The organism is Methylorubrum thiocyanatum (genome assembly GCA_014138645.1).
Classification (GTDB): Bacteria; Pseudomonadota; Alphaproteobacteria; order Rhizobiales; family Beijerinckiaceae; genus Methylobacterium; species Methylobacterium thiocyanatum.
Map to the genome: position 1 here is coordinate 95,512 of JACJIB010000003.1, position 22,646 is coordinate 118,157.

The window sequence follows — 22,646 nt, forward strand, 5'->3', positions numbered from 1 at the left end:
CTGGAAGAGGTGACTGGATGACGGCTCTGGACGAGAAGGCCGCGGCTCGAAACGAGGGGCAGGCGGCCGCCAACGTCCCGAACAGGTCAGGCTCGACCGAGGCGCCCCGCGCGCCCCGGCCGGCGGATTCGCTGGGCGGCGATGGTGGAGCGCCCCGGGTGGGCCGCCCCACGTCGCAGCCCCGCGACGGCCACCTCCATCCCGATGCGGTCGCCGCCATCATGGCGGCCGACCACGGCGACGCCTTCGGCGTGCTGGGACCGCATCAGGTCGCGCCCGGCACCTGGGAGGTCCGCGCGGTCCTGCCCGAGGCCAAGGCCGCCCGCCTGCTCACCGGCGGGCAGACCGTCCCGTTCGAGCGTGTCCACCCGGATGGGTTCTATGTCGCGAGCGTGAAGAGCGAGGGGCGCCCTCTCTACGAGATCGAGGTCGAGGCCTGGGACGGCAGCAGCACCCGCCGCCACGATCCCTACGGGTTCGGCCCCTCCCTCGAACAGAGCGAGATCGAGGGCCTGCGCCAGATCGGCAGCAATCTCGTCTACCGCGTCCTCGGCGCCCATGCCGGCGAACTCGACGGCATCCCCGGCTTCCGCTTCGCGGTCTGGGCGCCGAACGCCCGCCGTGTCAGTGTGGTCGGCGACTTCAACGACTGGGACGGCCGGCGCCACCCGATGCGGCTGTGGCTGAACGGCGGCGTCTGGGAACTGTTCGTGCCGGGGCTCAAGGCCGGGCAGAACTACAAGTTCGAGATCCGTGGGCCCGATGGCGCGCTGCTGCCGCTCAAGGCCGATCCGGTCGCGTTTCGTGGCCAGCACCCGCCGCAGACGGCGTCCGTACTCCAGGGCCTCAACGAGCCGGAATGGCACGATAACGCCTGGATGGACAGCCGCGGCGAGAAGGACCCCCGCCACGCTGCCATGTCGGTCTACGAGGTGCATCTCGGCTCGTGGGCTCGGGTGCCGGGCGAAGGCAACCGCTATCTGACCTACAAGGAATTGTCCGATCGCCTGATCCCCTACGTCAAGGAACTCGGCTTCACCCATATCGAGCTTCTGCCGATCACCGAGTACCCGTTCGACGGCTCCTGGGGTTATCAGCCGGTCTCGCTGTTCGCCCCGACGAGCCGTTTCGGTACGCCCGACGACTTCGTCGCCTTCGTCAACGCCGCCCACGAGGCCGGCATCGGCGTGCTGCTCGATTGGGTGCCGGGGCACTTCCCCCTCGACGCGCACGGGCTCGGACTGTTCGACGGCACGCATCTCTACGAGCACGCCGATCCGCGCCAGGGCTTCCACCAGGATTGGGGAACCTACATCTACAATTTCGGCCGCACGGAAGTGTCGGCCTTCCTCACCGCCAACGCCCGGTTCTGGCTGGAGCACTATCATCTCGACGGCCTGCGCGTGGATGCGGTGGCCTCGATGCTCTACCTCGACTATTCGCGCCGGGCGGGCGAGTGGATCCCGAACCAGTACGGTGGCAACGAGAATCTCGATGCCATCAACTTCCTGCGCAAGACCAACGAGGCGACCTACAGCCACGCGCCGGGCACGATCACGGTGGCGGAGGAATCGACCTCATGGCCGGGCGTCTCGCACCCGACCTATACCGGCGGCCTCGGCTTCGGCTTCAAGTGGAACATGGGGTGGATGCACGACACCCTGAAATATATGTCGGAGGATCCGATCCACCGGCGCTACCACCACCACAACCTGACCTTCGGCCTGCTCTACGCCTTCTCGGAAAACTTCGTCCTGCCGCTCTCCCACGACGAAGTCGTGCACGGGAAGGGCTCGCTGCTCGGCAAGATGCCGGGCGACCGCTGGCAGAAATTCGCGAATCTGCGCGCTTATTTCGGCTTCATGTGGGGCCATCCCGGCAAGAAGCTGCTGTTCATGGGCGGCGAGTTCGGCCAGGAGCGCGAGTGGAACCACAACCAGTCCCTCGACTGGCACCTGCTCGACGATCCGCTGCATGGCGGCGTCAAGGATCTGATTCGCGACCTCAACCACGTCTACACCTCGACCCCGGCGCTCTACACGCGGGACGTGGAACCGGGCGGCTTCCAGTGGCTGGTGGCGGACGATTCCGACAACTCGGTCATCGCCTGGGCTCGCAAGGGCAAGGCGGAGGGCGAAGTCGCCATCGTCGTCTCGAACTTCACGCCGGTGCCGCGGGAAGGCTATCGCGTCGGCGTGCCGACGGCCGGCTATTACCGCGAGGCGATCAACTCCGACGCCGAGCGCTACGGCGGCTCGAACGTCGGCAATATGGGCGGCGTTCACAGCCAATCTGAGCAGAGTCACGGCCAGCCGCACTCCCTGAGCCTGATCCTGCCGCCGCTGTCGACGCTGATCCTGATCCGCGAAGGCTGATCGCGAGCGGGGCGGCTCAGCCGCCCCGCGGACCGAACAGGATGACCGCCATGCCGGCGAGGCAGATCGCTCCGCCGGTTATGTCCCATCGATCCGGCCGGTGCCCCTCCACGCTCCAGAGCCAGAGGATCGAGGCGACGATGTAGATGCCGCCATAGGCAGCATAGGCGCGGCCCGCAGCCTCGCTCTCGACCAGGGTGAGCAGCCACGCGAACAGCGCCAGCGAGACCATGCCCGGCGCGACCCACCAAACCGACCGGCCGAGCCGGAGCCACGCCCAGAAGGCGAAGCAGCCGGCGATCTCCGCCAGCGCGGCGCCGGAATAGGCGAGAAGGGTCTTGCTCATCGGCAACGCTTGGCGCGGGCTCCCCGCTTTGCCAAGCCTTGCCGGCCCCGTGCCTACGCGTCGTCCTCCGGAGCGAACACCTCGCCCTTCTCGGCCAGCCGAACGTTCGCCCGATCGCCAGGCAGATCCCGCAAGTCGCGGTAGTCGCGTATCATGCGATGCAGATCCGCGCGCGCCGGCTCGGACGGCTCGGGTGCGCCAGGATCGAAGCCCTCCACGACCGTCTCGACCCGCTGGTCGAGGGCCGCACGGTTCTGCGGGTCGAGCCCTTCGATCCGCGCGAGAAGGTCGGCGATCGCCGCGCGCTTCGTCTCCAACTCCGACATCGGCCGCCCCGCAAAGGTTTCGCGCGAGGACAGCGCTCGAATGCCCCCGCGGTTCCTCAGGGACGCACCCCCGGACCTTCCGAGGAGCCGGAGGGTTGGTGCGGCATGACCCTTGTCCTGACCGAGGAAGCCGAGACCCGGCCTGCGGCGAAGCCTCGTTCCGCGCGCCTCTGGCGCCCGCGCCGAGTGTTGGTGACGCCGGCCGCTCTCGATCATGCGCATGGCCGGCAGATCGTTGCGCGGGCCGAACATCTCGGGCTTCCGGTCGAGCGGCTGAAGAGCAACCGGCTCACCGGCCTGCGCGACGAAAATCCACGCCGGGCCTATGCGGAGGCCAAGGCGACGCTCGCCGTCGTCACGGCCCCGCCGACGAAGTTGAAACTGCAGCCGATCCCGCCGAGCGCCGACTGGCGCTTTGATCTCGCCGAGGGCTGCCCGGCACATTGCCAGTACTGCTACCTCGCCGGCTCGCTGTCAGGCCCGCCGGTCACCCGCGCCTACGCCAATCTCGACGCGATCCTCGGAAACCTCGGAGGCTATCTCGGCCAGGGTGGCGTCACCAGCGCCTCGGAAACGCGGGCCGGGGAGGGCACCACGTTCGAAGCCTCCTGCTACACCGATCCGCTCGGGATCGAGCATCTGACCGGCTCACTCTCGGCGGTGATCCGCCATTTCGGCGCCTGGGATGCGCCGGTGCAATTGCGTTTCACCACGAAGTTCGCCGCAGTCGGTCCGCTCCTCGACCTGCCGCATCGCGGGCGCACGCGCATCCGCTTCTCGGTCAACGCCGCCGCGGCAGCGCGTTACGAGGGTGGAACGGCCCCGCTCGCTGAGCGCCTCACCGCCATGGGCGCGGTCGCCCGGGCCGGCTATCCAGTCGGGCTCACCATCGCGCCGATCCTTCCGGTCGAGGACTGGCCGGACGCCTACGACGCCCTCCTGCGCGACGCGGCCGAAGCGCTGGCCGATGTGGCGCGGCCCGACCTGACGGTCGAGCTCATCACCCACCGCTTCACGCCGGGCTCGAAGACCGTTCTGGAGGGCTGGTATCCGGGTTCCGACCTGCCGATGCGCGAGGCCGAGCGGACCCGCAAGCTCACCAAGTTCGGTTCGGTGAAGTACGTGTTTCCGAGCGATCTGATGAAAGCGATGCGCGCGCATCTCACGGAGCGGATCGCACTTCGCCTCCCCGCGGCACGGATCCTCTACTGGACTTAAGGGCGCTCGGCGGCCGGCGTGCGCGCCTGTCCAGTCGGGCAGATGTCGAGCAGGACGCAGCGTCCGCAGGCCGGGGAGCGGTGGAAGCAAACGCGCTGGCCGTGCAGCATCAGCACCTCGTGGTTGTCGTAGAGCTTCTGCGCCGACCAATCGTCGGGGAGTTGCGCACGCAGCACCGCGTGGCTCGGCCCGACATCGACCTTCGAGCCGATCAGCCCGGTGCGCTGGGCGACGCGGTGATGATGGCTGTCCACCGGCAGGGCCGGCATCCGCAGCGTCGAGAAGGAGAGGACGGCGGCGCTCGTCTTCGGCCCGATGCCGGGAATGGCTTCGAGCCAGCCCCGCGCCTCATCGACGCTCATGTCTCCCAAGAAGTCGAGGCTGAGCGCACCCACCCGCTCCCGCACGGCCGCGAGGACCGCCTTGATGCGTGGCGCTTTCAATTCCGGCCATGTCACGCCGCGGATCGTCGCCTCGATGTCTTCGACCGAGGCTTGCTCGATATCCGCCCAATCGGGCCAGCGCGCCCGAAGCGCCTTGAAGGCGCGGCCGGAATCGGCGTTGCGGGTCCGGTGCGAGAGCAGCGAGGAAATTAGCTCCGAGAGCGGATCGAGGCTGTGGAAGTAGGGGATCGGGCATTCGTAGACGCCGCAGAGCCGGCGGTGGATCTCCAACGCCTTGTCCTTGAGCGGCGCGGAGTCCGTCGTCGGCGTCTCTCGACGCTTTTGGCGCGGGGCGGCCGGGAGAGCGGTATCGGGGAAAAGCGGCATGGGAGCCGAATCCGCGAACGGATTCGGCGGTTCCCATCCTGCGACAACCCTACGTCGGCGACCCTATTTCGCCAGGGCGTAGATGTTGATGTCGAGCTTGTCGTCGGCACCCTCGCCGAGATCTGTCACGTATTCTTCGAGGAAGCGGTCCTGAACCCCGATTTCCTTGGCGTCGAGATAGGCGATCAGCGTCTCGTAGGTGCCGTCGATTTCCTCGTAGGTACCGCTGTGCTTGAACCGCAGCGCCTTGCCGCTCGGACTTGAGCCGAACGTCACGCCGTCGCTCTCGCTGCCCTGCGCGGGCGCGGCCTCGATCGGAATCATCGCCTCGTACTGGAAGCCGTCATCCTCGGTCTTGGTGAAGAGCGCGATCGGTCGGCCCGCCGGCTTGAGGTTCTGCTTCGCCAGCGCGTCTCCGATCGTCTTGAACGCCTTCCGCAGGTTCGCCCGCGCCTCGTCCCACTTGGTCGCGCCCGAGAGGATCGCCACGGGCTTGGCCGGCAGCGTCACTTCGTCGACGTCGTTGGGCTCGCCCGGCGTCGTCACCAGGGTCGGCAGGGTCGAGGGCGGCGGCGTGGCCGATCGCGCCGCGCCGGACTGCGCCGGGCGCGGGATCGGCACCTGCTGCGGCGCGGGTGCAGCCGGATCGGGGCCCGATTTCGACGTGTCCGGCACGGTCGTCGTCGGCAGCGGGTTCGTCTCGGCGGGGGAGGGGGCGTTGGTGGGCGGCGGCGCACCCTGGGCGAAGGCCGCATTGGAGAGGAGCGGGGCGAGAGCGAACAGGCCCGCGGCGAGGGAGGCGAGACGGGTCAAGGTGGCGTGGCTCCGATTGGCCGATCCGGACAGGGTAGGGGTGAATTGCGCCCCGCGCGAGACCGTTGCGGCGCGACGTTGCAGTCTCCGGCTCCCGACTCGCGGGCGGCCCGCTTTTGCCATATACGCCGCGCCAACCCCCACATCCTTGCTGACAAGCTCGTCAGAGGTCCGATGAGCCCGCTCGCCAATCGCCGCTTCCTGAAGATGCACGGTGCCGGCAACGCCATCGTCGTGCTCGACCTACGGGGCACTTCGATCCGCGTCGCCTCGGCGGAGGCCCGTGCCATCGCCGCCGACGCGCATTCACGCTTCGATCAGCTCATGGTCGTGCACGATCCCGTCACGCCCGGCACCGACGCCTTCATGCGCATCTACAACACCGACGGCTCGGAATCCGGCGCCTGCGGTAACGGCACACGCTGCGTCGGCTACGCCCTGCTCGACGACCCGGCCATGGCGCGACCGGCCGAGAACGGCTGCCTGACGCTGGAAACCAAGGCCGGTCTGGTGGCGGTGAAGCGCGTCACCGATCGTTCCTTCACCGTCGATATGGGCCAGCCGCGGCTGCGCTGGGACGAGATCCCCCTGGCTGAGCCGTTTCCCGATACCCGCCGCATCGAGCTGCAGGTCGGGCCGATCGACGATCCGATCCTGCACTCCCCCGCCGCCGTCAGCATGGGCAACCCGCACGCGATCTTCTTCGTCGAGCGCGATCCCGACACGTTCGACCTCGGCCGGATCGGGCCGCTGCTCGAAGCGCATCCGATCTTCCCGGAGCGGGCCAACATCTCCATCGCCCAGGTGACGAGCCGCGACACGATCAAGCTGCGCGTCTGGGAACGCGGCGCCGGGCTGACGCTCGCCTGCGGCACCGCCGCTTGCGCCACGGTGGTGGCGGCCGCGCGCCTGCGCATGATCGGCCGGGCCGCCCGCGTAACCTTGCCCGGCGGCGAACTCTCGATCGAGTGGCGCGCCGACGACCATGTGCTGATGACGGGCCCCGTCTTCCTTGAAGGCGAGGGCAGCTTCTCTCCCGACCTCTTCGCCGGGCTCGACGGGTGAGCGTCGAGACGCTCACCTTCGGCTGCCGGCTCAACACCGTCGAGTCGGAGGTCGTGCGCGGCCATGCCGAAGCCGGCGCCGGGGGCCGCGACCTCGTGGTCGTCAACACCTGCGCCGTCACCGCGGAGGCCGGGCGACAGGCCCGCAAGGCGATCCGCCGGCTCGCTCGCGAGCGGCCGGGCGCCGAGATTGTCGTGACCGGCTGCGGCGCCGAGGTCGAGCGCGCGCATTATGCCGACATGCCCGAGGTGGCCCGCCTCGTCGGCAACGCGGCGAAGCTCCGGCCCGAGAGCTGGCGCAGCGGCGCCGTCCCTCCGCCGGAGGACATCATGGCGGTGCGAACCGCCGAGCCGACCCGCATCCTCGGCATGAACGGGCATACCCGCGCCTTCGTGCCGGTGCAGAACGGCTGCGACCATCGCTGCACCTTCTGTGTCATTCCGTTCGGCCGCGGCCATTCCCGCTCGGTGCCCGTCGCCGAGGCGGTGGCGCAGGTGCGCCGCATCGTCGAGCATGGCGGCCGCGAGGTGGTGCTCACCGGGGTCGATCTCACCGCCTACGGTCGCGACCTCGCATCGGACCTCAGTCTCGGGCGCCTCGTGCGGACGATCCTGTCGGAGGTGCCGGATCTCGCGCGGCTTCGTCTGTCCTCCATCGATTCCGTGGAGGCCGATCCTGAGCTGATCGCCGCCTTCGCCGAGGAGCCGCGGCTGATGCCGCACGTGCATCTCTCGCTCCAGGCAGGGGACGATCTGATCCTCAAGCGGATGAAGCGGCGCCACGCCCGCGCCGATGCGATCCGCCTCTGTCGGACACTGCGGGATCTGCGCCCCGGCCTCGTTTTCGGCGCCGACCTGATCGCCGGATTCCCGACCGAGACGGAGGCGCAGTTCGCCCGCTCCCTCGACCTCGTCGAGGAGTGCGAACTGACGCATCTACACGTCTTCCCCTACTCGCCGCGCCCTGGCACGCCCGCCGCACGGATGCCGGCGGTGCCGGGCGACGTGGTCCGCGCCCGCGCCGCGCGGTTGCGCGCGGCTGGGGCGGCGGCGCTGGCCCGCCATCTCGACGGCGAGGTCGGCACGCGCCGGCGGGTGCTGACCGAGCGCGGTGATACGGGCCGGACGGAAGCGTTCTCGCTGGTGCGGTTCGCGGAGCCGGTGCCGCCGGGCGAAATCCGCGAGGTCACCGTGAGCGGGCATGACGGGCAGGCACTTCTCGCGGCGTGAGCGAGATCTCGCGACAATTTCGCTTGTGCCGGGAGGGCTGTCCTTCAGGTCGCCGAGGGACGGGTGAGGGCAGGCGCTTCGGCGACGGCCGCCATCCCGCAGGCCTCCAGTCCCGCCCGCATATGCGTCGGGGCGGGCGCCTCGACCCGGATCGCGTCCCGCTTCGGATAGAGCGGCAGGCTCAAGGCCCGTGCATGCAGCTGCAGCCCCGGCCCGGCCCGCCCGGCACTGCCATAGATCGCGTCGCCGCGGATCGGCCAGCCCATCGCCGCGCAGTGGACGCGCAGCTGATGCGTCCGGCCTGTGACCGGCTTCAGTTCGAGCCAGGACAGGCCATCCGCCCGCCCGAGCACGCGGTAGAGCGTGAGCGAAGGGGCTCCGGCCGGGTCCGTCTTCATCCACCAGCTGCGCGGATCGTCCGAGCGCTTGGCCAGCGGCAGGTCGATGCGGCCCTCCGCCTCGTCGGGGCCGCCCTCGACGAGCGCCCAATAGGTCTTGTCGGCCTTGCCGTCGGCGAACAGGCGGTTCAAACGCGCGAGTGCCTTGGCGTGGCGGCCCAGCACGAGACAGCCCGAGGTGTCGCGGTCGAGCCGGTGCGCGGCCTCCGGCCGGCGCGGCAGGCCGAAGCGCAGGGCGTCGAGATGGTCGGTCAGCGTCGGCCCGCCCTTCGGTCCGGGATGCACCGGCAAACCCGCCGGCTTGTCGATGACGAGCATCAGGGCATCGCGGTAGAGGATGGGAAGACCTATGTCCGGTCCGACGGTGCGATCCGGCACTGAAACACGCGGGTTCATGCTCCACGGGCTAGAATGCCGGATCGTCGCGGGCAAGGCTTGAGCTAAGGAACGAGGATGAGCGACGACGAGAAGCCCGGCTGGTTCGGACGCCTGTTCGGGCGGAAGGGCGCGCCGGAGGCCAAGCCTGCCGAGCCGACCCCCGCTGACCAGACTGCGCCCGAGGACCCGCCGGCGCCGGAGCCGTTCGCGTCGGAAGCGGTGACGCCGGATCCGCTGTCGCCGGCCTCCGAATCCGAGGGCCAGCCGGATTTCGCCACGGCCGCCGACGACGTGTCCCACGTGCCGCCGCCGGTCAGCGAGCCCGCACCGGACGATCCGGACAAGAATCAGATCCCTGACGAGCTGGAGGGTGCCGACCTTCAGCCCGAGCCGCAGCCGCCGTCGGGCGAGGCGCCGCAGCCGGACGAGACGCCGGACGGGAGCGCGACCCTGGCCGTGACCGCCGAACCGGTGGAAAAGCGGAACTGGTGGTCGCGCCTGACCGGCAGCGAGACGGAGGTCGCCGCGCTCGCGACCGAAGCGGAACCGCCCGCGGAAACCGACATCCAGCCCGTCGATGCCGCCGCCGCGCTCGCGAGCGACGCGATCGCGGGTGCCGTGGAGGGCACGGAGAAGCAGGGCTGGTGGTCGCGGCTCACGGCGGGCATGCGGCGCACATCGTCGGCCCTGTCGGATCGGGTGACGGGCCTGTTCACGAAGCGCAAGCTCGACGCCACCACCCTGGAGGATCTCGAGGACGCGCTGATCCAAGCCGATTTCGGTGTCGAGACGGCGATGCGGATGTCGGAGGCGGTCGGCAAGGGCCGCTATGAGAAGGGCATCTCGCCCGACGAGGTGCGCGCCATCCTCGCCACCGAGATCGAGCGCGCACTGGAGCCGGTGGCGACGCCGATCGCGATCGATTCGGCCAAGAAGCCCTACGTGATCCTGACGGTCGGCGTGAACGGCGCCGGCAAGACGACGACGATCGGCAAGCTTTCGTTGAAGTTCAAGGCGGAGGGCCGCAGCGTCATGCTGGCGGCGGGCGACACGTTCCGCGCGGCGGCGATCGAGCAATTGCGGGTCTGGGGCGAGCGCACCGGCACGCCGGTCATCAGCCGCGCGCAAGGATCGGACGCGGCGGGGCTCGCCTTCGACGCTTTCAAGGAGGCGCGGGAGAACGGCACCGACGTGCTGCTGATCGACACCGCCGGCCGCCTGCAGAACAAGGCTGGGTTGATGGCGGAGCTGGAAAAGATCGTCCGCGTCATCCGCAAGCTCGACCCGGAGGCGCCCCATGCCACCCTGCTCGTGCTCGACGCCACCGTCGGTCAGAACGCCCTGAGCCAAGTCGAGCTGTTCTCGCAGGCCGCCCCCGTCTCCGGCCTCGTGATGACGAAGCTCGACGGGACCGCGCGCGGCGGTATTCTGGTGGCACTCGCCGCGAAGTTCGGTCTGCCCGTGCATTTCATCGGCGTCGGCGAGGGCGTGGAAGACCTGGAGCCGTTCGCCGCGCGGGATTTCGCCCGGGCGATCACCGGCCTTCCCAAGGAGTAGCCGATTGCCCGTCCCTTCGAGCATCGTGAGAGTCCCAGCATGAAGGTCGAGAGCGTCCCGCCGCGCCGGCATCTGCCGCCGCTCCTCAAGCTGGCGCTGGAAGTCGGCCCGCTCACGGTCTTTTTCCTCGGCAACGCCTATGCCGAGCGCTTCGGCGTGGCGGCGGAGAGCAAGCTGTTCGTAGCCACCGGCGTGTTCATCGTCGCCACGATGATCGCGCTTGCCGTGCATTTCGCCCTGCTGAGGCGCCTGCCGATCATGCCGCTCGTGTCGGGCGTCGTCGTGCTGGTGTTCGGCGGCCTAACGCTGGCGCTTCAGGACAAGACCTTCATCATGATGAAGCCGACCATCGTGAACACGCTGTTCGGTCTCGTCCTGCTCGGCGGGCTTGCCTTCAACAAGTCGCTGCTTTCGGTGGTGCTCGACAGCATGTTCGCGCTCACCGACGAGGGCTGGCGCAAGCTCACCTTCCGCTGGGGCCTGTTCTTCCTGGCGCTCGCCGTCCTCAACGAGGTCGTCTGGCGTACGCAGACCGAAGATTTCTGGGTGAACTTCAAGGTGTTCGGCATCATGCCGCTCACCATCGCCTTCGCGCTCGCCCAGACGCCGCTGCTGCTTCGCCACGAGCGCAAGGACGAGGCCGGCGCGAAGATCGGCTGACCGGCCCGAGCGCATCGCACTGGATATCGGATCCAGCACGATGCGCTCGGCATCTGTTTTCGCATCATCTTTTTCCGAAAGCCGGAAACCACCTTTCGGGATGATGCTTTAGCCGATCCGCCGCGGCATCCGGAACGGCAGCATCAGCCGCACGAGCGGATTGCGGAACCGGCTGAGCGACAGGCTCTCGTGCACAGGCTGCACCGCCTCGCCGTCCAGCGTCGAGGCGAGCAGCGAACGGGCGTAGAACGGCGTGTCCTCGAAGGTGCGCACCACCTGCGCCCGCCCGTCGTCGCTGCGCGTCGTCCGCGGCATGCGCCACAGGCCGGTCGGCGGCAGGCCGGCGGCGAGCGGCGGGCGCATCTCGCGGCGCGTGCCGTCGGCGTCGAAGCGCAGCGTCAGGTTCTGCCCGCTGCCGTCGGTGCGACGCACGTCGTAGAGGATGGCCGAGCCGCGCTGGAGCGGCGCCCGGCACCACGTCCAATCCGTGAACGCATCCTCCAGGGCGCCGTCGCCGTCGTTGGTGTCGTGATAGCCGCTGCCGCGCCACGACATCGCGGGCGCGGAGAAATCCGCCTCGACCTCGCAATCCGGCGCCATCGGCCACCAGCGGTGCAGGCCGTGCGCGTCGAGGGTGAAGGGCTGCGCCGTCAGCGCCCGCGGTCGTACCCGCACCGTGCCGCGCACCGCCTGCGGGATCGGCGCACTGCGCTCATCCAGGCGGATGGTGAGCACGCTTCCGTCCCATTCGAGCGAGGACGGGCCGAGGCTGAAGCTCGCCGCGTCCCGCGCAAGCGCGCGGGCGCTGCGCTCGGTCATGGCGAAGCGGTTGGCGCGCTCGCCGTAGAGCACGACGTTGACGGCGCAATGGGCGAACGGATCGCGCTTGGCGTCCCAGGCGTAGTAGGGCGAGAACACGCTGCCGATGAAGGCGATGATGGTGAGCCCCTGGCGCCCGTCCGCGCTCACCGCATCGACGTACCACCAGACATAGCCGCCTTGTGCGACCGCGCCGTCGAATCGAGGTCCGCGCGCAGTGCCGCCGCCGCGAGCCGGCCCGATTGCGCCGCCATCGGCACCCCCGGCCCCGGATGCACGCTCCCCCCCGCGAGGTAGAGGCCCGGCACCCGCGTCCGGGCCCCCGGCCGCTTGAAGGTTGCCGTCCAACCGTGCGAGGCCCGGCCGTAGAGGGCGCCCCCCGTCCCCGGAAACAGTCCCGCGAAGCCGTCCGGCGTCGTGATCGTCGCTCGCTCCGTCGGCTCCAGGGTCAGGCCGCAGTCCGAGAGCTTGCGAAAAATGTTCGTCTCGCATGCGGCGATCTCCCGAGGAGTGAGGGGACGTTCCCCGCCATCGGCCGGGGCGTTGACGAGGAGCAGCAGGCGTTCCGGCCCGCCCGGCGCAGTGTCGCTGTCGCCGTCCCGGTCCTGTGCGCAGACGTAGACGGTCGGGTCCGGCGGCAGGCGGCGTCCGCGCAGGATCGCGTCGAACTCTGACCGGTAGTCGGCGGAGAAGAACACGCTGTGATGGGCGAGGCCGAAGCCCTGCGCCCGTGCCGTCATGCAGAAGGTCACCGCCGAGAGCGAGCGCTCGCGCGGCGGGATCCGGTCTCCAGCGGGGATCACGTCGGCGCCGAGCAGGCCTGTGCCGAGGGCCGAGACGTCCGCGTTGGCGATCACCGCGTCGGCGGCGATGCGCTCGCCGTCCGCGAGTTCGACCCCGGCCACGCGGTGTCCGTCAGTCAGGATCTGCGCCACATGCGCGCCGGTGCGAATCCGGGCACCGCGGCGCTTCGCCAGATCGGCGACGGCGCCGGCCAGTCGGCTCAATCCCCCCTCGACGGTCCAGACACCCGCCTGCTCGACATGAGCGACCAGCATCAGCGTGGCCGGCGCCTCGAACGGCGAGGCTCCGCAATAGGTGGCGTAGCGCCCGAACAGCTGACGCAGGCGCGGATCGCGAAAATACTCGCCGAGCGCCGACCACAGCGTCGCGAAGGGCTGGATGCGCCAGAGGCTGCCGATCCCCGCAAGGCCGACGCGCTGGGCGAGATCGACCGGGCTCGGCCGGTCGGCGCGGATGAAGGGTCCCTCCAACGTGCGGTAGACCTCCGCCGCGCGGGCGCAGAAGCGGCGATAGCCCTCCGCCTCGCGCGCGCCCGCGAAGGCGGCGATGGCATCTGCCGAGGCCGTGACGTCGGCGAACAGGTCGAGGCGTTCGCGTCCGCTCCAGGCATGCCGGGCGAGAATCGAAGTGGGCCGCAACCCGATTTCCGCCTCCAGGCTGGTGCCGGCTTCCTCGAACAGTTCGTCGAACACCCACCGCATGGTGAAGACGGTTGGGCCGGCCTCGATCGCGGACCCGCCAACCGGCACCGAGCGCATTTTGCCGCCGACCCGGTCCGCACGCTCCAACACCGTCACATCGAGGCCGGCGGCCGCGAGGATCAGCGCAGCGGCGAGCCCACCGATGCCAGCGCCGATCACGATGACGCGCTTGTCCGTCACAGCTCGCTCGCTTTTCCCACCGTATCAGCGTTGATCCGCAGCGCCATCAGTGTCAATCATAGTTGACACATGAGTAAGACAACATGAATTGACGCGGGAGAGCGCCATGGATGTCGGCAGGCGGATCGAGACGGTTCTCGATGGGGCAGTCGCGCATGCGGAGGCGCCGGGCGCACCGCCGCGGCTCGCCGAGGCGATCCGCTATGCCGTCTTTCCCGGCGGGCACCGCATCCGTCCCCGCCTCTGCGTTGCCGTGGCGCTGGCTTGTGGCGACGACGACCCCGCCGCGTCCGATGCCGCCGCCGGGGCGATCGAGCTGCTGCACTGCGCCTCCCTGGTCCACGATGACCTTCCCTGCTTCGACGATGCGGCGACGCGCCGCCAGAAGCCTTCGGTCCACGCCGCCTTCGGCGTGCCGCTCGCGGTGCTGACCGGGGATGCGCTGATCGTCGCCGCTTTCGAGACGCTGGCGCGGGGCGCGGCCCGATCGCCCGCTCGGCTGGCCGCTCTCGTCGGATTGGTCGCTCGTGCCGTCGGCTCCCCGTCGGGCATCGTTGCCGGGCAGGCCTGGGAATCCGAGCCGCATGTCGATCTCGTCGAGTATCAGCAGGCCAAGACCGGCGCGTTGTTTGCCGCCGCCACCGTCGCGGGCGCGGCCGCGGCGGGAGCGCCGCCCCTGCCTTGGCGTCTGCTCGGCGAGTGCCTCGGCGAGGCCTACCAAGTCGCCGACGACCTGCGCGACGTCGCCTGCCGCCAGGAAGAGATCGGTAAGCCCGCCGGCCGCGACGCCACCCTCGGGCGCCCGAACGCCGCCGCTCTGCTCGGGATGGGGGGCGCCCTCGACCGGCTCAAGCGGCTGACGGAAGAGGCGATCGAGGTGATCCCGCCGTGTCCCGGGCAGGCCAGGATCCGCGCCGAGATCGAGGCGCAGACGCGTCTGTTCCTGCCGGCCTCCCTGCGTCAGCCGGCCTGAGCCCGCCGTGCCCCCTGCCACGATGACCGAGGCCGGGCATCCGCCGAAACCGCATCGCGGCTGGCGCGAGCGCTGGTTGGCGCTCCGCAACGGCCTTGTCGCCTCGCCCGGATTCCAGCGCTGGGCGGCGGGCTTTCCGCTCACCCGCCGGACCGCGCAACGCAACACGCGCGCCCTGTTCGATCTCTGCGCCGGCTTCGTCTACGCGCAGGTGCTGTTCGCCTGCATCCGGCTCGATCTCTTCAAGCTGCTGCAGGACGGCCCGCTCGCCCCGGAGACGATCGCCCGTCGTGTGGACCTCCCGTTGGAGCGAAGTCTGACGCTCCTGAAGGCCGCGGCGTCGCTCGGCCTGCTGTCGAGGCTGCGCGATGGCCGGTTCGCCCTGGCCGATCTCGGCGCGGCGCTGATCGGCAATCCTTCGGTCGGGCGAATGATCGAGCATCACGCGATGCTCTACGCCGATCTCGCCGACCCCATCGCCCTGCTGCGGGGCGAGAGCGGCGCGACGCGCCTTGCGCGCTACTGGCCCTACGCCGATCCGCGTTCCGACGCCGCGCGCGTCGGCCCGGACGCGGTGGCGGCCTATAGCGGACTGATGGCGTCGTCGCAGGCGCTGATTGCGGGCGATGTCCTCGACGCGCTGCCGCTCGCGGGCCGAACCTGCCTCATGGATGTCGGGGGCGGGGAGGGCGTCTTCCTGGCCCACGTCGCACGCCGCCATCCGGGCCTCGCGCTTCGCCTGCTCGATCTGCCGCCCGTCGCCGAGAGGGCCGGGGCACGCCTCACCGCCGAAGGGCTGGGCGACCGCGTGAACTGCGTCGGCGGGACCTTCCTCGGCGAGCCGCTCCCGGCGGGGGCCGATGCGATCACACTGGTGAGAGTGCTTCACGATCACGACGACGCCGAGGCGATGGCGATCCTGCGTGCGGCCTACACGGCCCTGCCGCCCGGCGGCCTCCTTGCCATCGCCGAACCCATGGCTGGTACCGCCGGAGCCGAGCCGATCGGCGATGCCTATTTCGGATTCTATCTCCTCGCCATGGGCAGCGGCCGGCCGCGCACGGTCGAGGAACTGACCGCGATGCTGAAGCAGGCGGGCTTCACTGGCATCCGTGAGAGGCGCACGCGACGCCCGCTTCTCGCACGGCTTCTCACCGCCTCGCGGTGATCGTTATGTAATCACTGCTTGACGTAACGATGTGTCTATCTAGGATGACATAAGGCGACCTGCACTCCGTAGAGTCGCACTCGGCAACGGGCGGAGACAGGGACATGGAGGCATTGGCCGTCGTCCTTGAGCGACCAGAGCACTTGGCGCTGAGCCGCCTCGCTCTGACCCCCGCCGCCGAGGGCGATGCGGTCGTCGCCGTCTCCTGGAGTGGGATCAGCACGGGCACCGAGCGCCTGCTCTGGTCCGGCCGGATGCCGCCCTTTCCCGGAATGGGCTACCCGCTCGTGCCCGGCTACGAATCGGTCGGGACCGTGGTCGAGGCCGCCTCCGGCAGCGGCCTGAAGATCGGCCAGACCGTGTTCGTTCCCGGCGCCCGTTGCTTCGGCGAGGTCAACGGATTGTTCGGCGGCGCGGCTTCGCACCTCATCGCCCCGGCCGCGCGGCTCGTTCCGGTCGATGCCGCACTCGGTGACCGTGCCTGCCTGATCGCCCTTGCGGCGACGGCGTATCATGCCCTGTCCGGCATCGTGCCCGGCGAGCGCAATCTGATCGTCGGCCACGGCGTGCTCGGCCGGCTGCTCGCGCGGCTGACGCGGATCGCGGGCGGCGAACCGGTGGTGTGGGAGCGCGAGCCGGTCCGCGCCGCAGGCGATTTCGGCTATCCTGTGCTCGCGCCCGAGGACGATCCGACGCGCGACTATCCGGTCATCACCGACGTCAGCGGCGATTCGGGCCTGCTCGACACGCTGATAGGCCGCCTCGCCCCCGGCGGCGAGATCGTGCTTGCCGGCTTCTACGAGGCGCCACTCGCCTTCGCCTTTCCACCCGCCTTCATGCGCGAGGCCCGCATCCGGGTCTCGGCGGAGTGGCGGCCGGGCGATCTCGCGGCGGTTCGCGCGCTGATCGAGACGGGGCGTCTCTCGCTCGACGGGCTGATCACCCACCGTCGGCTGGCGACGCAGGCGGAGGGCGCCTACCGCACGGCCTTCGCCGATCCCTCCTGCCTGAAGATGATCCTCGATTGGAGGACCTGCTCATGAACCTACAGCTCAACAAGGCGGCGCTGGCTGCCGCGACGACGCTGCGGGACGAGGCCGCGATCGAGCCGGATCCCGTCGTCACCGGCGAGGTCAAGCGCGAGACGCAGATCATCGCGATCTACGGCAAGGGCGGCATCGGCAAGTCGTTCACCCTGGCCAACCTCAGCTACATGATGGCCCAGCAGGGACGTAAGGTCCTGCTGATCGGCTGCGACCCGAAGAGCGACACGACCTCGCTCCTGTTCGGCGGGCGCGCCTGCCCGACCATCATCGAGACCTCGACCAAGAAGAAGCTCGCGGGTGAGGCGGTCGCCATCGGCGATGTCTGCTTCAAGCGCGACGGCGTTTACGCGATGGAGCTCGGCGGGCCGGAAGTCGGCCGCGGCTGCGGCGGGCGCGGCATCATCCATGGCTTCGAACTGCTCGAAAAGCTCGGCTTCCACGAATGGGGCTTCGACTACGTCCTGCTCGACTTTCTGGGCGACGTGGTCTGCGGCGGCTTCGGCCTGCCGATCGCCCGCGACATGTGCCAGAAGGTCATCGTCGTCGGCTCCAACGATCTGCAATCGCTCTACGTCGCCAACAACGTCTGCTCGGCGGTGGAGTATTTCCGCAAGCTCGGCGGCAATGTCGGCGTCGGCGGCCTCGTCATCAACAAGGATGACGGCACCGGCGAGGCGCAGGCCTTCGCCGAGGCGGCGGGCATTCCGGTGCTGGCCTCGATCCCAGCCGACGACGACATCCGCCGCAAGAGCGCGAATTACGAGATCATCGGCAAGCCCGAGGGGCGCTGGGGCTCACTCTTCGCCGACCTCTCGCAGAACGTGGCGGAGGCCGCGCCGCATCAGCCGACGCCGCTGAGCCAGGACGCGCTACTCGGCCTGTTCTCCGGCGAAGCCACCGGACGCGACGTGGTTCTGGAGCCCGCCACTATCGAGGACATGTGCGGGCGCACCACGCTCGCCAAGCCGTCCCTCGAAGTCGTCTACGACGAGGTCTGAGCCATGGCGGTCAGCCTCGACATCGCCGCGCTCCGCGCCCCCCGCCCGGACGGCATCGACCTTACCGCGACGCAGGGCGACGGCCTCGGCTGCCACGCCGGCAAGGATGCGATGCGCGCGGCCGCGCAAGCTGCCGGGATGTCCGAGACGCTGGAACAGTACCGGCAGGACTACCCGGCCGGCCCGCACGACCAGCCGCAGAGCATGTGCCCGGCCTTCGGCTCCCTGCGCGTCGGACTGCGCATGCGGCGCACGATGACGATCCTCTCGGGTTCGGCCTGCTGCGTCTACGGGCTCACCTTCACCTCGCATTTCTACGGCGCGCGCCGCAGCGTCGGCTACGTGCCGTTCAACTCCGAGACGCTCGTCACCGGCAAGCTGTTCGAGGACATCCGCGACGCCGTCCACGCCTCGGCCAAGCCCGAGGATTACGACGCGATCGTCGTCATCAATCTCTGCGTCCCCACCGCGTCCGGCGTGCCGCTGCGGCTGCTGCCGAAGCAGATCGACGGCGTGCGCGTCATCGGCATCGACGTGCCGGGCTTCGGCGTGCCGACCCATGCCGAGGCCAAGGACGTGCTGGCCGGCGCGATGCTGAAATTCGCCCGCACCGAGGCGGAGAGCGGCCCGGTCCAGGCGCCGCGCGGCGGACGTTCGGAGCGCCCGGCGGTGGCGCTCCTCGGAGAGATGTTCCCGGCCGATCCGGTGGTGATCGGCGGGCTGCTCGAACCCCTCGGTCTCAGCGCCGGCCCGGTCGTGCCGACGCGGGAATGGCGCGAACTCTACGGCGCGCTCGACGCGGCGGCCGTGGCGGCGATCCACCCGTTCTACACCGCGAGCGTGCGCGAGTTCGAGGCGGCCGGGCGCCCGGTGGTGGGCTCCGCGCCCGTCGGCCATGACGGCACAGCCGATTGGCTCGAGGCCATCGGCAACGTCTGCGATGTGCCGCGCGAGACGGTGGCCGCCGCCCAGAACCGATTGCTGCCGGCGATCCGCGGTGCGCTTTCCGCCGCGCCGATCCGCGGGCGGATCACGCTGTCCGGCTACGAGGGCTCGGAGCTTCTGGTCGCGCGTCTCCTCGTCGAGAGCGGCGCCGAGGTGCCCTATGTCGGCACGGCCTGCCCGCGCACGCCCTGGTCGGAGCCCGATCGGATCTGGCTGGAGGAGCGCGGCGTCATCATCCGCTACCGCGCCTCGCTGGAAGACGACCTCGGGGCGTTCGCAGAATTCCGGCCGGATCTCGCCATCGGCACGACCCCGGTGGTGCAGAAGGCCAAAGAGGCCGGCACGCCGGCCCTCTACTTCACCAACCTGATCTCGGCGCGCCCGCTGATGGGTGCGGCCGGCGCCGGCTCGCTCGCCAAGGTCGTCAACGCGGCTCTGGCCAACCGCCCGCGCTTCGACGCCATGCGCGACTTTTTCGAAGGCGTCGGCACCGGCCACGCCGCCGGCATCTGGCAAGAGGTGCCGCAGGCCAAGGCCGTGCCGAAGGCGAGGGCGCCCGAGAAACCAGTCGGGGAGATGGTTTGATGCTGATCCTCGATCACGACCGAGCCGGCGGCTACTGGGGCGCCGTCTACGTCTTCACGGCGATCAAGGGCTTGCAGGTGGTCATCGACGGCCCGGTGGGCTGCGAGAACCTGCCGGTCACCTCGGTGCTGCACTACACCGACGCGCTGCCGCCGCACGAATTGCCGATCGTCGTCACCGGGCTCGCGGAAGAGGAACTCGGCCGCCACGGCACGGAAGGGGCGATGAAGCGGGCGCATGCCACGCTCGATCCCGGTCAGCCGAGCGTCGTCGTGACGGGCTCCATCGCCGAGATGATCGGCGGCGGCGTCACGCCCGAGGGCACCGGGCTGCAGCGCTTCCTGCCGCGCACCATCGACGAGGACCAGTGGCAATCCGCCGACCGGGCGATGAGCTGGCTCTGGCAGGAATACGGCGCCCGGCGCTTTGCCAAGAAGGGCATCCCGGCCCGGCCCGAGCGCAGGCCCGGAGAGAAGCCGCGGGTCAACATCGTCGGCCCGGCCTACGGCAGCTTCAACATGGCGTCCGATCTCGCCGAGATCCGCCGCCTCGTGGAAGGCATCGGTGCCGAGGTGAACCTCACCTTTCCGCTCGGCGCGCACCTCGCCGACGTGCCCAAGCTCGTCAATGCGGATGCCAATATCTGCCTCTATCGCGAGTTCGGCCGCCTGCTCTGCGAGAGCCTGGAGCGGCCCTATCTCCAGGCGCCGATCGGGATCCTCTCGACCACCAAGTTCCTGCGCTCGCTCGGCGCGATCCTGGGGCTCGACCCGGAGCCCTTCATCGAGCGCGAGCGCCACACCACGATCAAGCCGGTCTGGGACCTGTGGCGCTCGGTGACGCAGGATTTTTTCGGGACCGCGAGCTTCGGCATCGTGGCCACTGAAACCTACGCACGGGGTGTCCGGCACTTCCTCGAAGACGAGATGGGACTTCCCTGCCACTTCGCGATCGGACGCAGCGCCGGCACGAAGCCGGACAACGCCGCGGTCCGCGCGGCGATCAAGGCCAGCCCGCCGCTCGTCCTGTTCGGCTCCTTCAACGAGCGCATGTACCTCGCCGAGACCGGCGGGCGGGCGGCCTACGTGCCGGCCTCATTCCCCGGCGCCATCATCCGGCGGCACACCGGCACGCCGTTCATGGGCTACGCCGGTGCGACCTACCTCGTGCAGGAGGTCTGCAACGCCCTGTTCGACATGCTCTTCCACATCCTGCCGCTCGCCCGCGACATGGATGCGGTGGAGGCGACCCCCGCGCGGGCGCACCGCGAGCTGCCCTGGGACGAGGCCGCCCGCGCCCGGCTCGACACGCTCGTCGAGGCGCATCCCGTTCTCACCCGGATCTCCGCCGCCAAGCGCCTGCGCGACGCCGCGGAGCGCGCCGCCCGTAGGGCCGCCGCGACACGGGTCGCGCCCGACCATGTCGAGCGGGCGAAGACCGACCTCGAAATGGGGGCCGCGGCATGAGCGCGGGCCTTCTCCACGCCCTTCACCCACCGGGGCCGCACGGCGCCGGACAGCCTGCGGAGAGACTTGCCATGGGAGCCGTCATGCAACGATCGATGCCCGCCGCGTCGCGCCTGCACAGCGAGGCGATCCAGTTCCGGATCATCCTGGCCGCGACCTACCCCTTCTTCCTCGCCGCGGCGTTGGTGCAGCGCGTCCGGCCGGGACAGGCGCCGCGTCGCGGCCTGCCGGCGGTCCGGCGCTCCGTGTTCGGCGAGGCCAAGGCCATGGCGGTCTCGGCAATTCCCTTCGCATTCATGGGCTGACGCGCCCCAGACGCTTCCGTGCGGTGCCACGGGGGACCCTGCGCCGTGATGTCATCGAGTCACGGCGACACCCGCCACGCCTGTCAGCGCGCGGCCTAACCAGCGGAGGTTCGATCGATGGCCAACGGTGTCACTGAAAGACCGAGCAGCCTGTCCGGGCTGACGGAACCCGAAGCCAAGGAATTTCACGCGATCTTCCTGACGAGCTTCATCATCTTCACGGCGATCGCGGTGGTCGCCCACATCCTCGTCTGGCTGTGGCGTCCCTGGTTGCCCGGGCCGAAGGGCTACGCCCTGCTCGACGGCGTGACCAACGCCGCCCACGGCCTCGTGTCGATGATCGGCTGAGGAGACGCGCGATGCACAAGATCTGGCTTCTGTTCGATCCGCGGCGCACCCTCGTCGCGCTCTTCACCTTCCTGTTCGTCCTGGCGCTGCTGATCCACTTCATTCTGCTCAGCACCGACCGGTTCAACTGGCTGGAAGGCCCGAAGGACGCGAAGGCGGCCGCCGCCCACAGCCTCGTCCTTCCGACGATGCCGGGCTGACCGGCCTCACCGCCGGTCCTGCCGCGGGCGGGCGCGCCTGCCCCGGCACCTTCCATCCTCATTTTCGGGGATCTCCGCCATGGCGATGCTGAGCTTCGAGCGCAAATACCGGGTCCGCGGCGGCACCCTGCTGGGCGGAGACCTGTTCGATTTCTGGGTCGGCCCGTTCTACGTCGGCTTCTTCGGCGTCACGACGATCTTCTTCTCGGTGCTCGGCACCGCCCTGATCCTCTACGGCGCCGCGATCGGCCCGACCTGGAACATCTGGCAGATCAACATCGCACCGCCCGACCTGAAATACGGGCTGGCGCTGGCACCCCTGAAGGAAGGGGGCCTGTGGCAGATCATCACCTTCTGCGCGATCGGGGCGTTCTCGTCCTGGGCCCTGCGCGAGGTCGAGATCTGCCGCAAGCTCGGGATCGGCTACCACGTGCCCTTCGCCTTCTCGGTGGCAATCTTCGCCTACGTCTCGCTGGTGGTGATCCGCCCGTTCCTGATGGGCGCCTGGGGCTACGGCTTCCCCTACGGCATCCTCTCCCATCTCGATTGGGTGTCGAACACGGGCTACCAGTATCTGCACTTTCACTACAATCCCGCGCACATGCTCGCCGTGACGTTCTTCTTCACGACGACCTTCGCGCTGGCGCTGCACGGCTCGTTGATCCTGTCCTCGACCAACCCGGCCAAGGGAGAGACGGTGAAGACGCCCGAGCACGAGGACACCTATTTTCGCGACACGATCGGCTACTCGATCGGCACGCTCGGCATTCACCGGCTCGGCCTGTTCCTCGCGCTCTCCGCAGGCTTCTGGAGCGCGGTCTGCATCGTCATCTCCGGCCCGTTCTGGACGCAAGGGTGGCCGGAATGGTGGGGCTGGTGGCTCAACCTGCCGGTGTGGCGGTGAAATGGATCGCCGGCCGGCATCCGCGCCGGTCGGCCTGAGGCGCACATCCGATCTGAGGCGCAAATCCGA

23 protein-coding genes are annotated in these 22,646 nt (G+C 69.7%); 16 read left to right on the forward strand and 7 right to left on the reverse strand.

Annotated features, from left to right (window positions below):
* Positions 1–17: 17 nt before the first annotated feature.
* Complete coding sequence (glgB, locus tag HNR51_RS07925) at positions 18–2,375, forward strand: 1,4-alpha-glucan branching protein GlgB (protein ID WP_182554593.1); 2,358 nt, start codon at positions 18–20, stop codon at positions 2,373–2,375.
* A 16-nt stretch (positions 2,376–2,391) separates the two neighbouring features.
* Here glgB and HNR51_RS07930 read toward each other — a convergent pair whose 3' ends face one another.
* Positions 2,392–2,721, reverse strand: a complete 330-nt coding sequence (locus HNR51_RS07930) for a YnfA family protein (protein ID WP_182554594.1) — start codon at positions 2,719–2,721, stop codon at positions 2,392–2,394.
* 53 nt (positions 2,722–2,774) lie between these two features.
* The gene (locus HNR51_RS07935; protein WP_012454715.1) at positions 2,775–3,047 is read right to left on the reverse strand and encodes a hypothetical protein; all 273 of its coding nucleotides are present in this window, start codon (positions 3,045–3,047) and stop codon (positions 2,775–2,777) included.
* Positions 3,048–3,152: 105 nt separating this feature from the next.
* Between HNR51_RS07935 and HNR51_RS26935 the strand changes: the two genes are divergently transcribed.
* Positions 3,153–4,265: an SPL family radical SAM protein gene (locus HNR51_RS26935; protein ID WP_182554595.1), complete on the forward strand. Its 1,113-nt coding sequence runs from the start codon at positions 3,153–3,155 to the stop codon at positions 4,263–4,265.
* Here HNR51_RS26935 and HNR51_RS07945 read toward each other — a convergent pair.
* Both HNR51_RS07945 and HNR51_RS07950 read right to left on the reverse strand, forming a co-directional pair.
* A complete protein-coding gene (locus HNR51_RS07945; protein WP_182554596.1) occupies positions 4,262–5,035 on the reverse strand; it encodes an endonuclease III domain-containing protein in 774 nt (257 codons plus the stop codon). The genes HNR51_RS26935 and HNR51_RS07945 overlap by 4 nt on opposite strands.
* 63 nt (positions 5,036–5,098) lie before the next feature.
* Positions 5,099–5,848: a GyrI-like domain-containing protein gene (locus HNR51_RS07950; RefSeq protein ID WP_182554597.1), complete on the reverse strand. Its 750-nt coding sequence runs from the start codon at positions 5,846–5,848 to the stop codon at positions 5,099–5,101.
* A gap of 174 nt (positions 5,849–6,022) precedes the next feature.
* Between HNR51_RS07950 and dapF the strand changes: the two genes are divergently transcribed.
* Both dapF and mtaB read left to right on the forward strand, forming a co-directional pair.
* Positions 6,023–6,913: a diaminopimelate epimerase gene (gene dapF / locus HNR51_RS07955; RefSeq protein WP_182554598.1), complete on the forward strand. Its 891-nt coding sequence runs from the start codon at positions 6,023–6,025 to the stop codon at positions 6,911–6,913.
* Positions 6,910–8,142: a tRNA (N(6)-L-threonylcarbamoyladenosine(37)-C(2))-methylthiotransferase MtaB gene (gene mtaB / locus HNR51_RS07960; RefSeq protein WP_182554599.1), complete on the forward strand. Its 1,233-nt coding sequence runs from the start codon at positions 6,910–6,912 to the stop codon at positions 8,140–8,142. The genes dapF and mtaB overlap by 4 nt, the downstream gene beginning before the upstream one ends.
* Positions 8,143–8,186: 44 nt before the next feature.
* Here mtaB and HNR51_RS07965 read toward each other — a convergent pair whose 3' ends face one another.
* Positions 8,187–8,936 (reverse strand): RluA family pseudouridine synthase, encoded by a 750-nt coding sequence (locus HNR51_RS07965; RefSeq protein ID WP_182554600.1) that lies wholly within the window; start codon positions 8,934–8,936, stop codon positions 8,187–8,189.
* Positions 8,937–8,993: 57 nt separating this feature from the next.
* On the opposite strand from HNR51_RS07965, the gene ftsY reads away from it, so the two are divergent.
* Together ftsY and HNR51_RS07975 are read left to right on the forward strand one after the other, a co-directional pair.
* A complete protein-coding gene (gene ftsY, locus HNR51_RS07970; protein WP_182554601.1) occupies positions 8,994–10,475 on the forward strand; it encodes a signal recognition particle-docking protein FtsY in 1,482 nt (493 codons plus the stop codon).
* A gap of 39 nt (positions 10,476–10,514) precedes the next feature.
* Positions 10,515–11,135 carry a septation protein A gene (locus HNR51_RS07975; protein ID WP_182554602.1) on the forward strand — a complete coding sequence of 207 codons (621 nt, stop codon included), beginning with the start codon at positions 10,515–10,517 and terminating at the stop codon, positions 11,133–11,135.
* A 108-nt stretch (positions 11,136–11,243) separates the two neighbouring features.
* Here HNR51_RS07975 and HNR51_RS07980 read toward each other — a convergent pair whose 3' ends face one another.
* On the reverse strand, positions 11,244–12,104 hold the full coding sequence (locus HNR51_RS07980; protein ID WP_182554603.1) for a carotenoid 1,2-hydratase: 861 nt from the start codon (positions 12,102–12,104) through the stop codon (positions 11,244–11,246).
* Positions 12,101–13,639, reverse strand: coding sequence for a 1-hydroxycarotenoid 3,4-desaturase CrtD (gene crtD, locus HNR51_RS07985; RefSeq protein ID WP_182554604.1), 1,539 nt, complete (start codon positions 13,637–13,639; stop codon positions 12,101–12,103). The genes HNR51_RS07980 and crtD overlap by 4 nt, the downstream gene beginning before the upstream one ends.
* 106 nt (positions 13,640–13,745) lie before the next feature.
* On the opposite strand from crtD, the gene HNR51_RS07990 reads away from it, so the two are divergent.
* From HNR51_RS07990 to pufL, 10 genes are all read left to right on the forward strand, one after another.
* Positions 13,746–14,612, forward strand: coding sequence for a polyprenyl synthetase family protein (locus HNR51_RS07990; RefSeq protein ID WP_182554605.1), 867 nt, complete (start codon positions 13,746–13,748; stop codon positions 14,610–14,612).
* Between the two features lie 22 nt (positions 14,613–14,634).
* Entirely contained in the window at positions 14,635–15,780 is a 1,146-nt protein-coding gene (locus HNR51_RS07995; protein ID WP_182554980.1) for a methyltransferase, read from the forward strand.
* Positions 15,781–15,884: 104 nt separating this feature from the next.
* Positions 15,885–16,823 (forward strand): chlorophyll synthesis pathway protein BchC, encoded by a 939-nt coding sequence (gene bchC, locus HNR51_RS08000; RefSeq protein ID WP_182554606.1) that lies wholly within the window; start codon positions 15,885–15,887, stop codon positions 16,821–16,823.
* Positions 16,820–17,824: a chlorophyllide a reductase iron protein subunit X gene (locus HNR51_RS08005; RefSeq protein WP_182554607.1), complete on the forward strand. Its 1,005-nt coding sequence runs from the start codon at positions 16,820–16,822 to the stop codon at positions 17,822–17,824. Before bchC ends, HNR51_RS08005 begins: the two co-directional genes overlap by 4 nt.
* Before the next feature lie 3 nt (positions 17,825–17,827).
* Entirely contained in the window at positions 17,828–19,354 is a 1,527-nt protein-coding gene (bchY, locus tag HNR51_RS08010) for a chlorophyllide a reductase subunit Y (RefSeq protein WP_182554608.1), read from the forward strand.
* A complete protein-coding gene (gene bchZ, locus HNR51_RS08015; RefSeq protein ID WP_182554609.1) occupies positions 19,354–20,820 on the forward strand; it encodes a chlorophyllide a reductase subunit Z in 1,467 nt (488 codons plus the stop codon). Before bchY ends, bchZ begins: the two co-directional genes overlap by 1 nt.
* Before the next feature lie 71 nt (positions 20,821–20,891).
* Complete coding sequence (locus tag HNR51_RS08020; protein WP_182554610.1) at positions 20,892–21,125, forward strand: hypothetical protein; 234 nt, start codon at positions 20,892–20,894, stop codon at positions 21,123–21,125.
* Positions 21,126–21,242: 117 nt separating this feature from the next.
* On the forward strand, positions 21,243–21,473 hold the full coding sequence (gene pufB / locus HNR51_RS08025; protein ID WP_012454733.1) for a light-harvesting antenna LH1, beta subunit: 231 nt from the start codon (positions 21,243–21,245) through the stop codon (positions 21,471–21,473).
* Between the two features lie 11 nt (positions 21,474–21,484).
* The gene (gene pufA, locus HNR51_RS08030) at positions 21,485–21,673 is read left to right on the forward strand and encodes a light-harvesting antenna LH1, alpha subunit (RefSeq protein ID WP_012454734.1); all 189 of its coding nucleotides are present in this window, start codon (positions 21,485–21,487) and stop codon (positions 21,671–21,673) included.
* Positions 21,674–21,752: 79 nt separating this feature from the next.
* Positions 21,753–22,577, forward strand: a complete 825-nt coding sequence (gene pufL, locus HNR51_RS08035) for a photosynthetic reaction center subunit L (RefSeq protein WP_182554611.1) — start codon at positions 21,753–21,755, stop codon at positions 22,575–22,577.
* Positions 22,578–22,646 lie beyond the last annotated feature (69 nt).

What these genes read in the sequence shown, in the direction of transcription:
- glgB (WP_182554593.1), top strand. Translation starts at nt 18, where the DNA reads ATGACGGCTCTGGACGAGAAGGCCGCGGCTCGAAACGAGGGGCAGGCG.
- HNR51_RS07930 (WP_182554594.1), bottom strand. Translation starts at nt 2,721, where the DNA reads ATGAGCAAGACCCTTCTCGCCTATTCCGGCGCCGCGCTGGCGGAGATC.
- HNR51_RS07935 (WP_012454715.1), bottom strand. Translation starts at nt 3,047, where the DNA reads ATGTCGGAGTTGGAGACGAAGCGCGCGGCGATCGCCGACCTTCTCGCG.
- HNR51_RS26935 (WP_182554595.1), top strand. Translation starts at nt 3,153, where the DNA reads ATGACCCTTGTCCTGACCGAGGAAGCCGAGACCCGGCCTGCGGCGAAG.
- HNR51_RS07945 (WP_182554596.1), bottom strand. Translation starts at nt 5,035, where the DNA reads ATGCCGCTTTTCCCCGATACCGCTCTCCCGGCCGCCCCGCGCCAAAAG.
- dapF (WP_182554598.1), top strand. Translation starts at nt 6,023, where the DNA reads ATGAGCCCGCTCGCCAATCGCCGCTTCCTGAAGATGCACGGTGCCGGC.
- HNR51_RS07965 (WP_182554600.1), bottom strand. Translation starts at nt 8,936, where the DNA reads ATGAACCCGCGTGTTTCAGTGCCGGATCGCACCGTCGGACCGGACATA.
- ftsY (WP_182554601.1), top strand. Translation starts at nt 8,994, where the DNA reads ATGAGCGACGACGAGAAGCCCGGCTGGTTCGGACGCCTGTTCGGGCGG.
- HNR51_RS07975 (WP_182554602.1), top strand. Translation starts at nt 10,515, where the DNA reads ATGAAGGTCGAGAGCGTCCCGCCGCGCCGGCATCTGCCGCCGCTCCTC.
- HNR51_RS07990 (WP_182554605.1), top strand. Translation starts at nt 13,746, where the DNA reads ATGGATGTCGGCAGGCGGATCGAGACGGTTCTCGATGGGGCAGTCGCG.
- HNR51_RS07995 (WP_182554980.1), top strand. Translation starts at nt 14,635, where the DNA reads ATGACCGAGGCCGGGCATCCGCCGAAACCGCATCGCGGCTGGCGCGAG.
- bchC (WP_182554606.1), top strand. Translation starts at nt 15,885, where the DNA reads ATGGAGGCATTGGCCGTCGTCCTTGAGCGACCAGAGCACTTGGCGCTG.
- HNR51_RS08005 (WP_182554607.1), top strand. Translation starts at nt 16,820, where the DNA reads ATGAACCTACAGCTCAACAAGGCGGCGCTGGCTGCCGCGACGACGCTG.
- bchY (WP_182554608.1), top strand. Translation starts at nt 17,828, where the DNA reads ATGGCGGTCAGCCTCGACATCGCCGCGCTCCGCGCCCCCCGCCCGGAC.
- bchZ (WP_182554609.1), top strand. Translation starts at nt 19,354, where the DNA reads ATGCTGATCCTCGATCACGACCGAGCCGGCGGCTACTGGGGCGCCGTC.
- HNR51_RS08020 (WP_182554610.1), top strand. Translation starts at nt 20,892, where the DNA reads ATGGGAGCCGTCATGCAACGATCGATGCCCGCCGCGTCGCGCCTGCAC.
- pufB (WP_012454733.1), top strand. Translation starts at nt 21,243, where the DNA reads ATGGCCAACGGTGTCACTGAAAGACCGAGCAGCCTGTCCGGGCTGACG.
- pufA (WP_012454734.1), top strand. Translation starts at nt 21,485, where the DNA reads ATGCACAAGATCTGGCTTCTGTTCGATCCGCGGCGCACCCTCGTCGCG.
- pufL (WP_182554611.1), top strand. Translation starts at nt 21,753, where the DNA reads ATGGCGATGCTGAGCTTCGAGCGCAAATACCGGGTCCGCGGCGGCACC.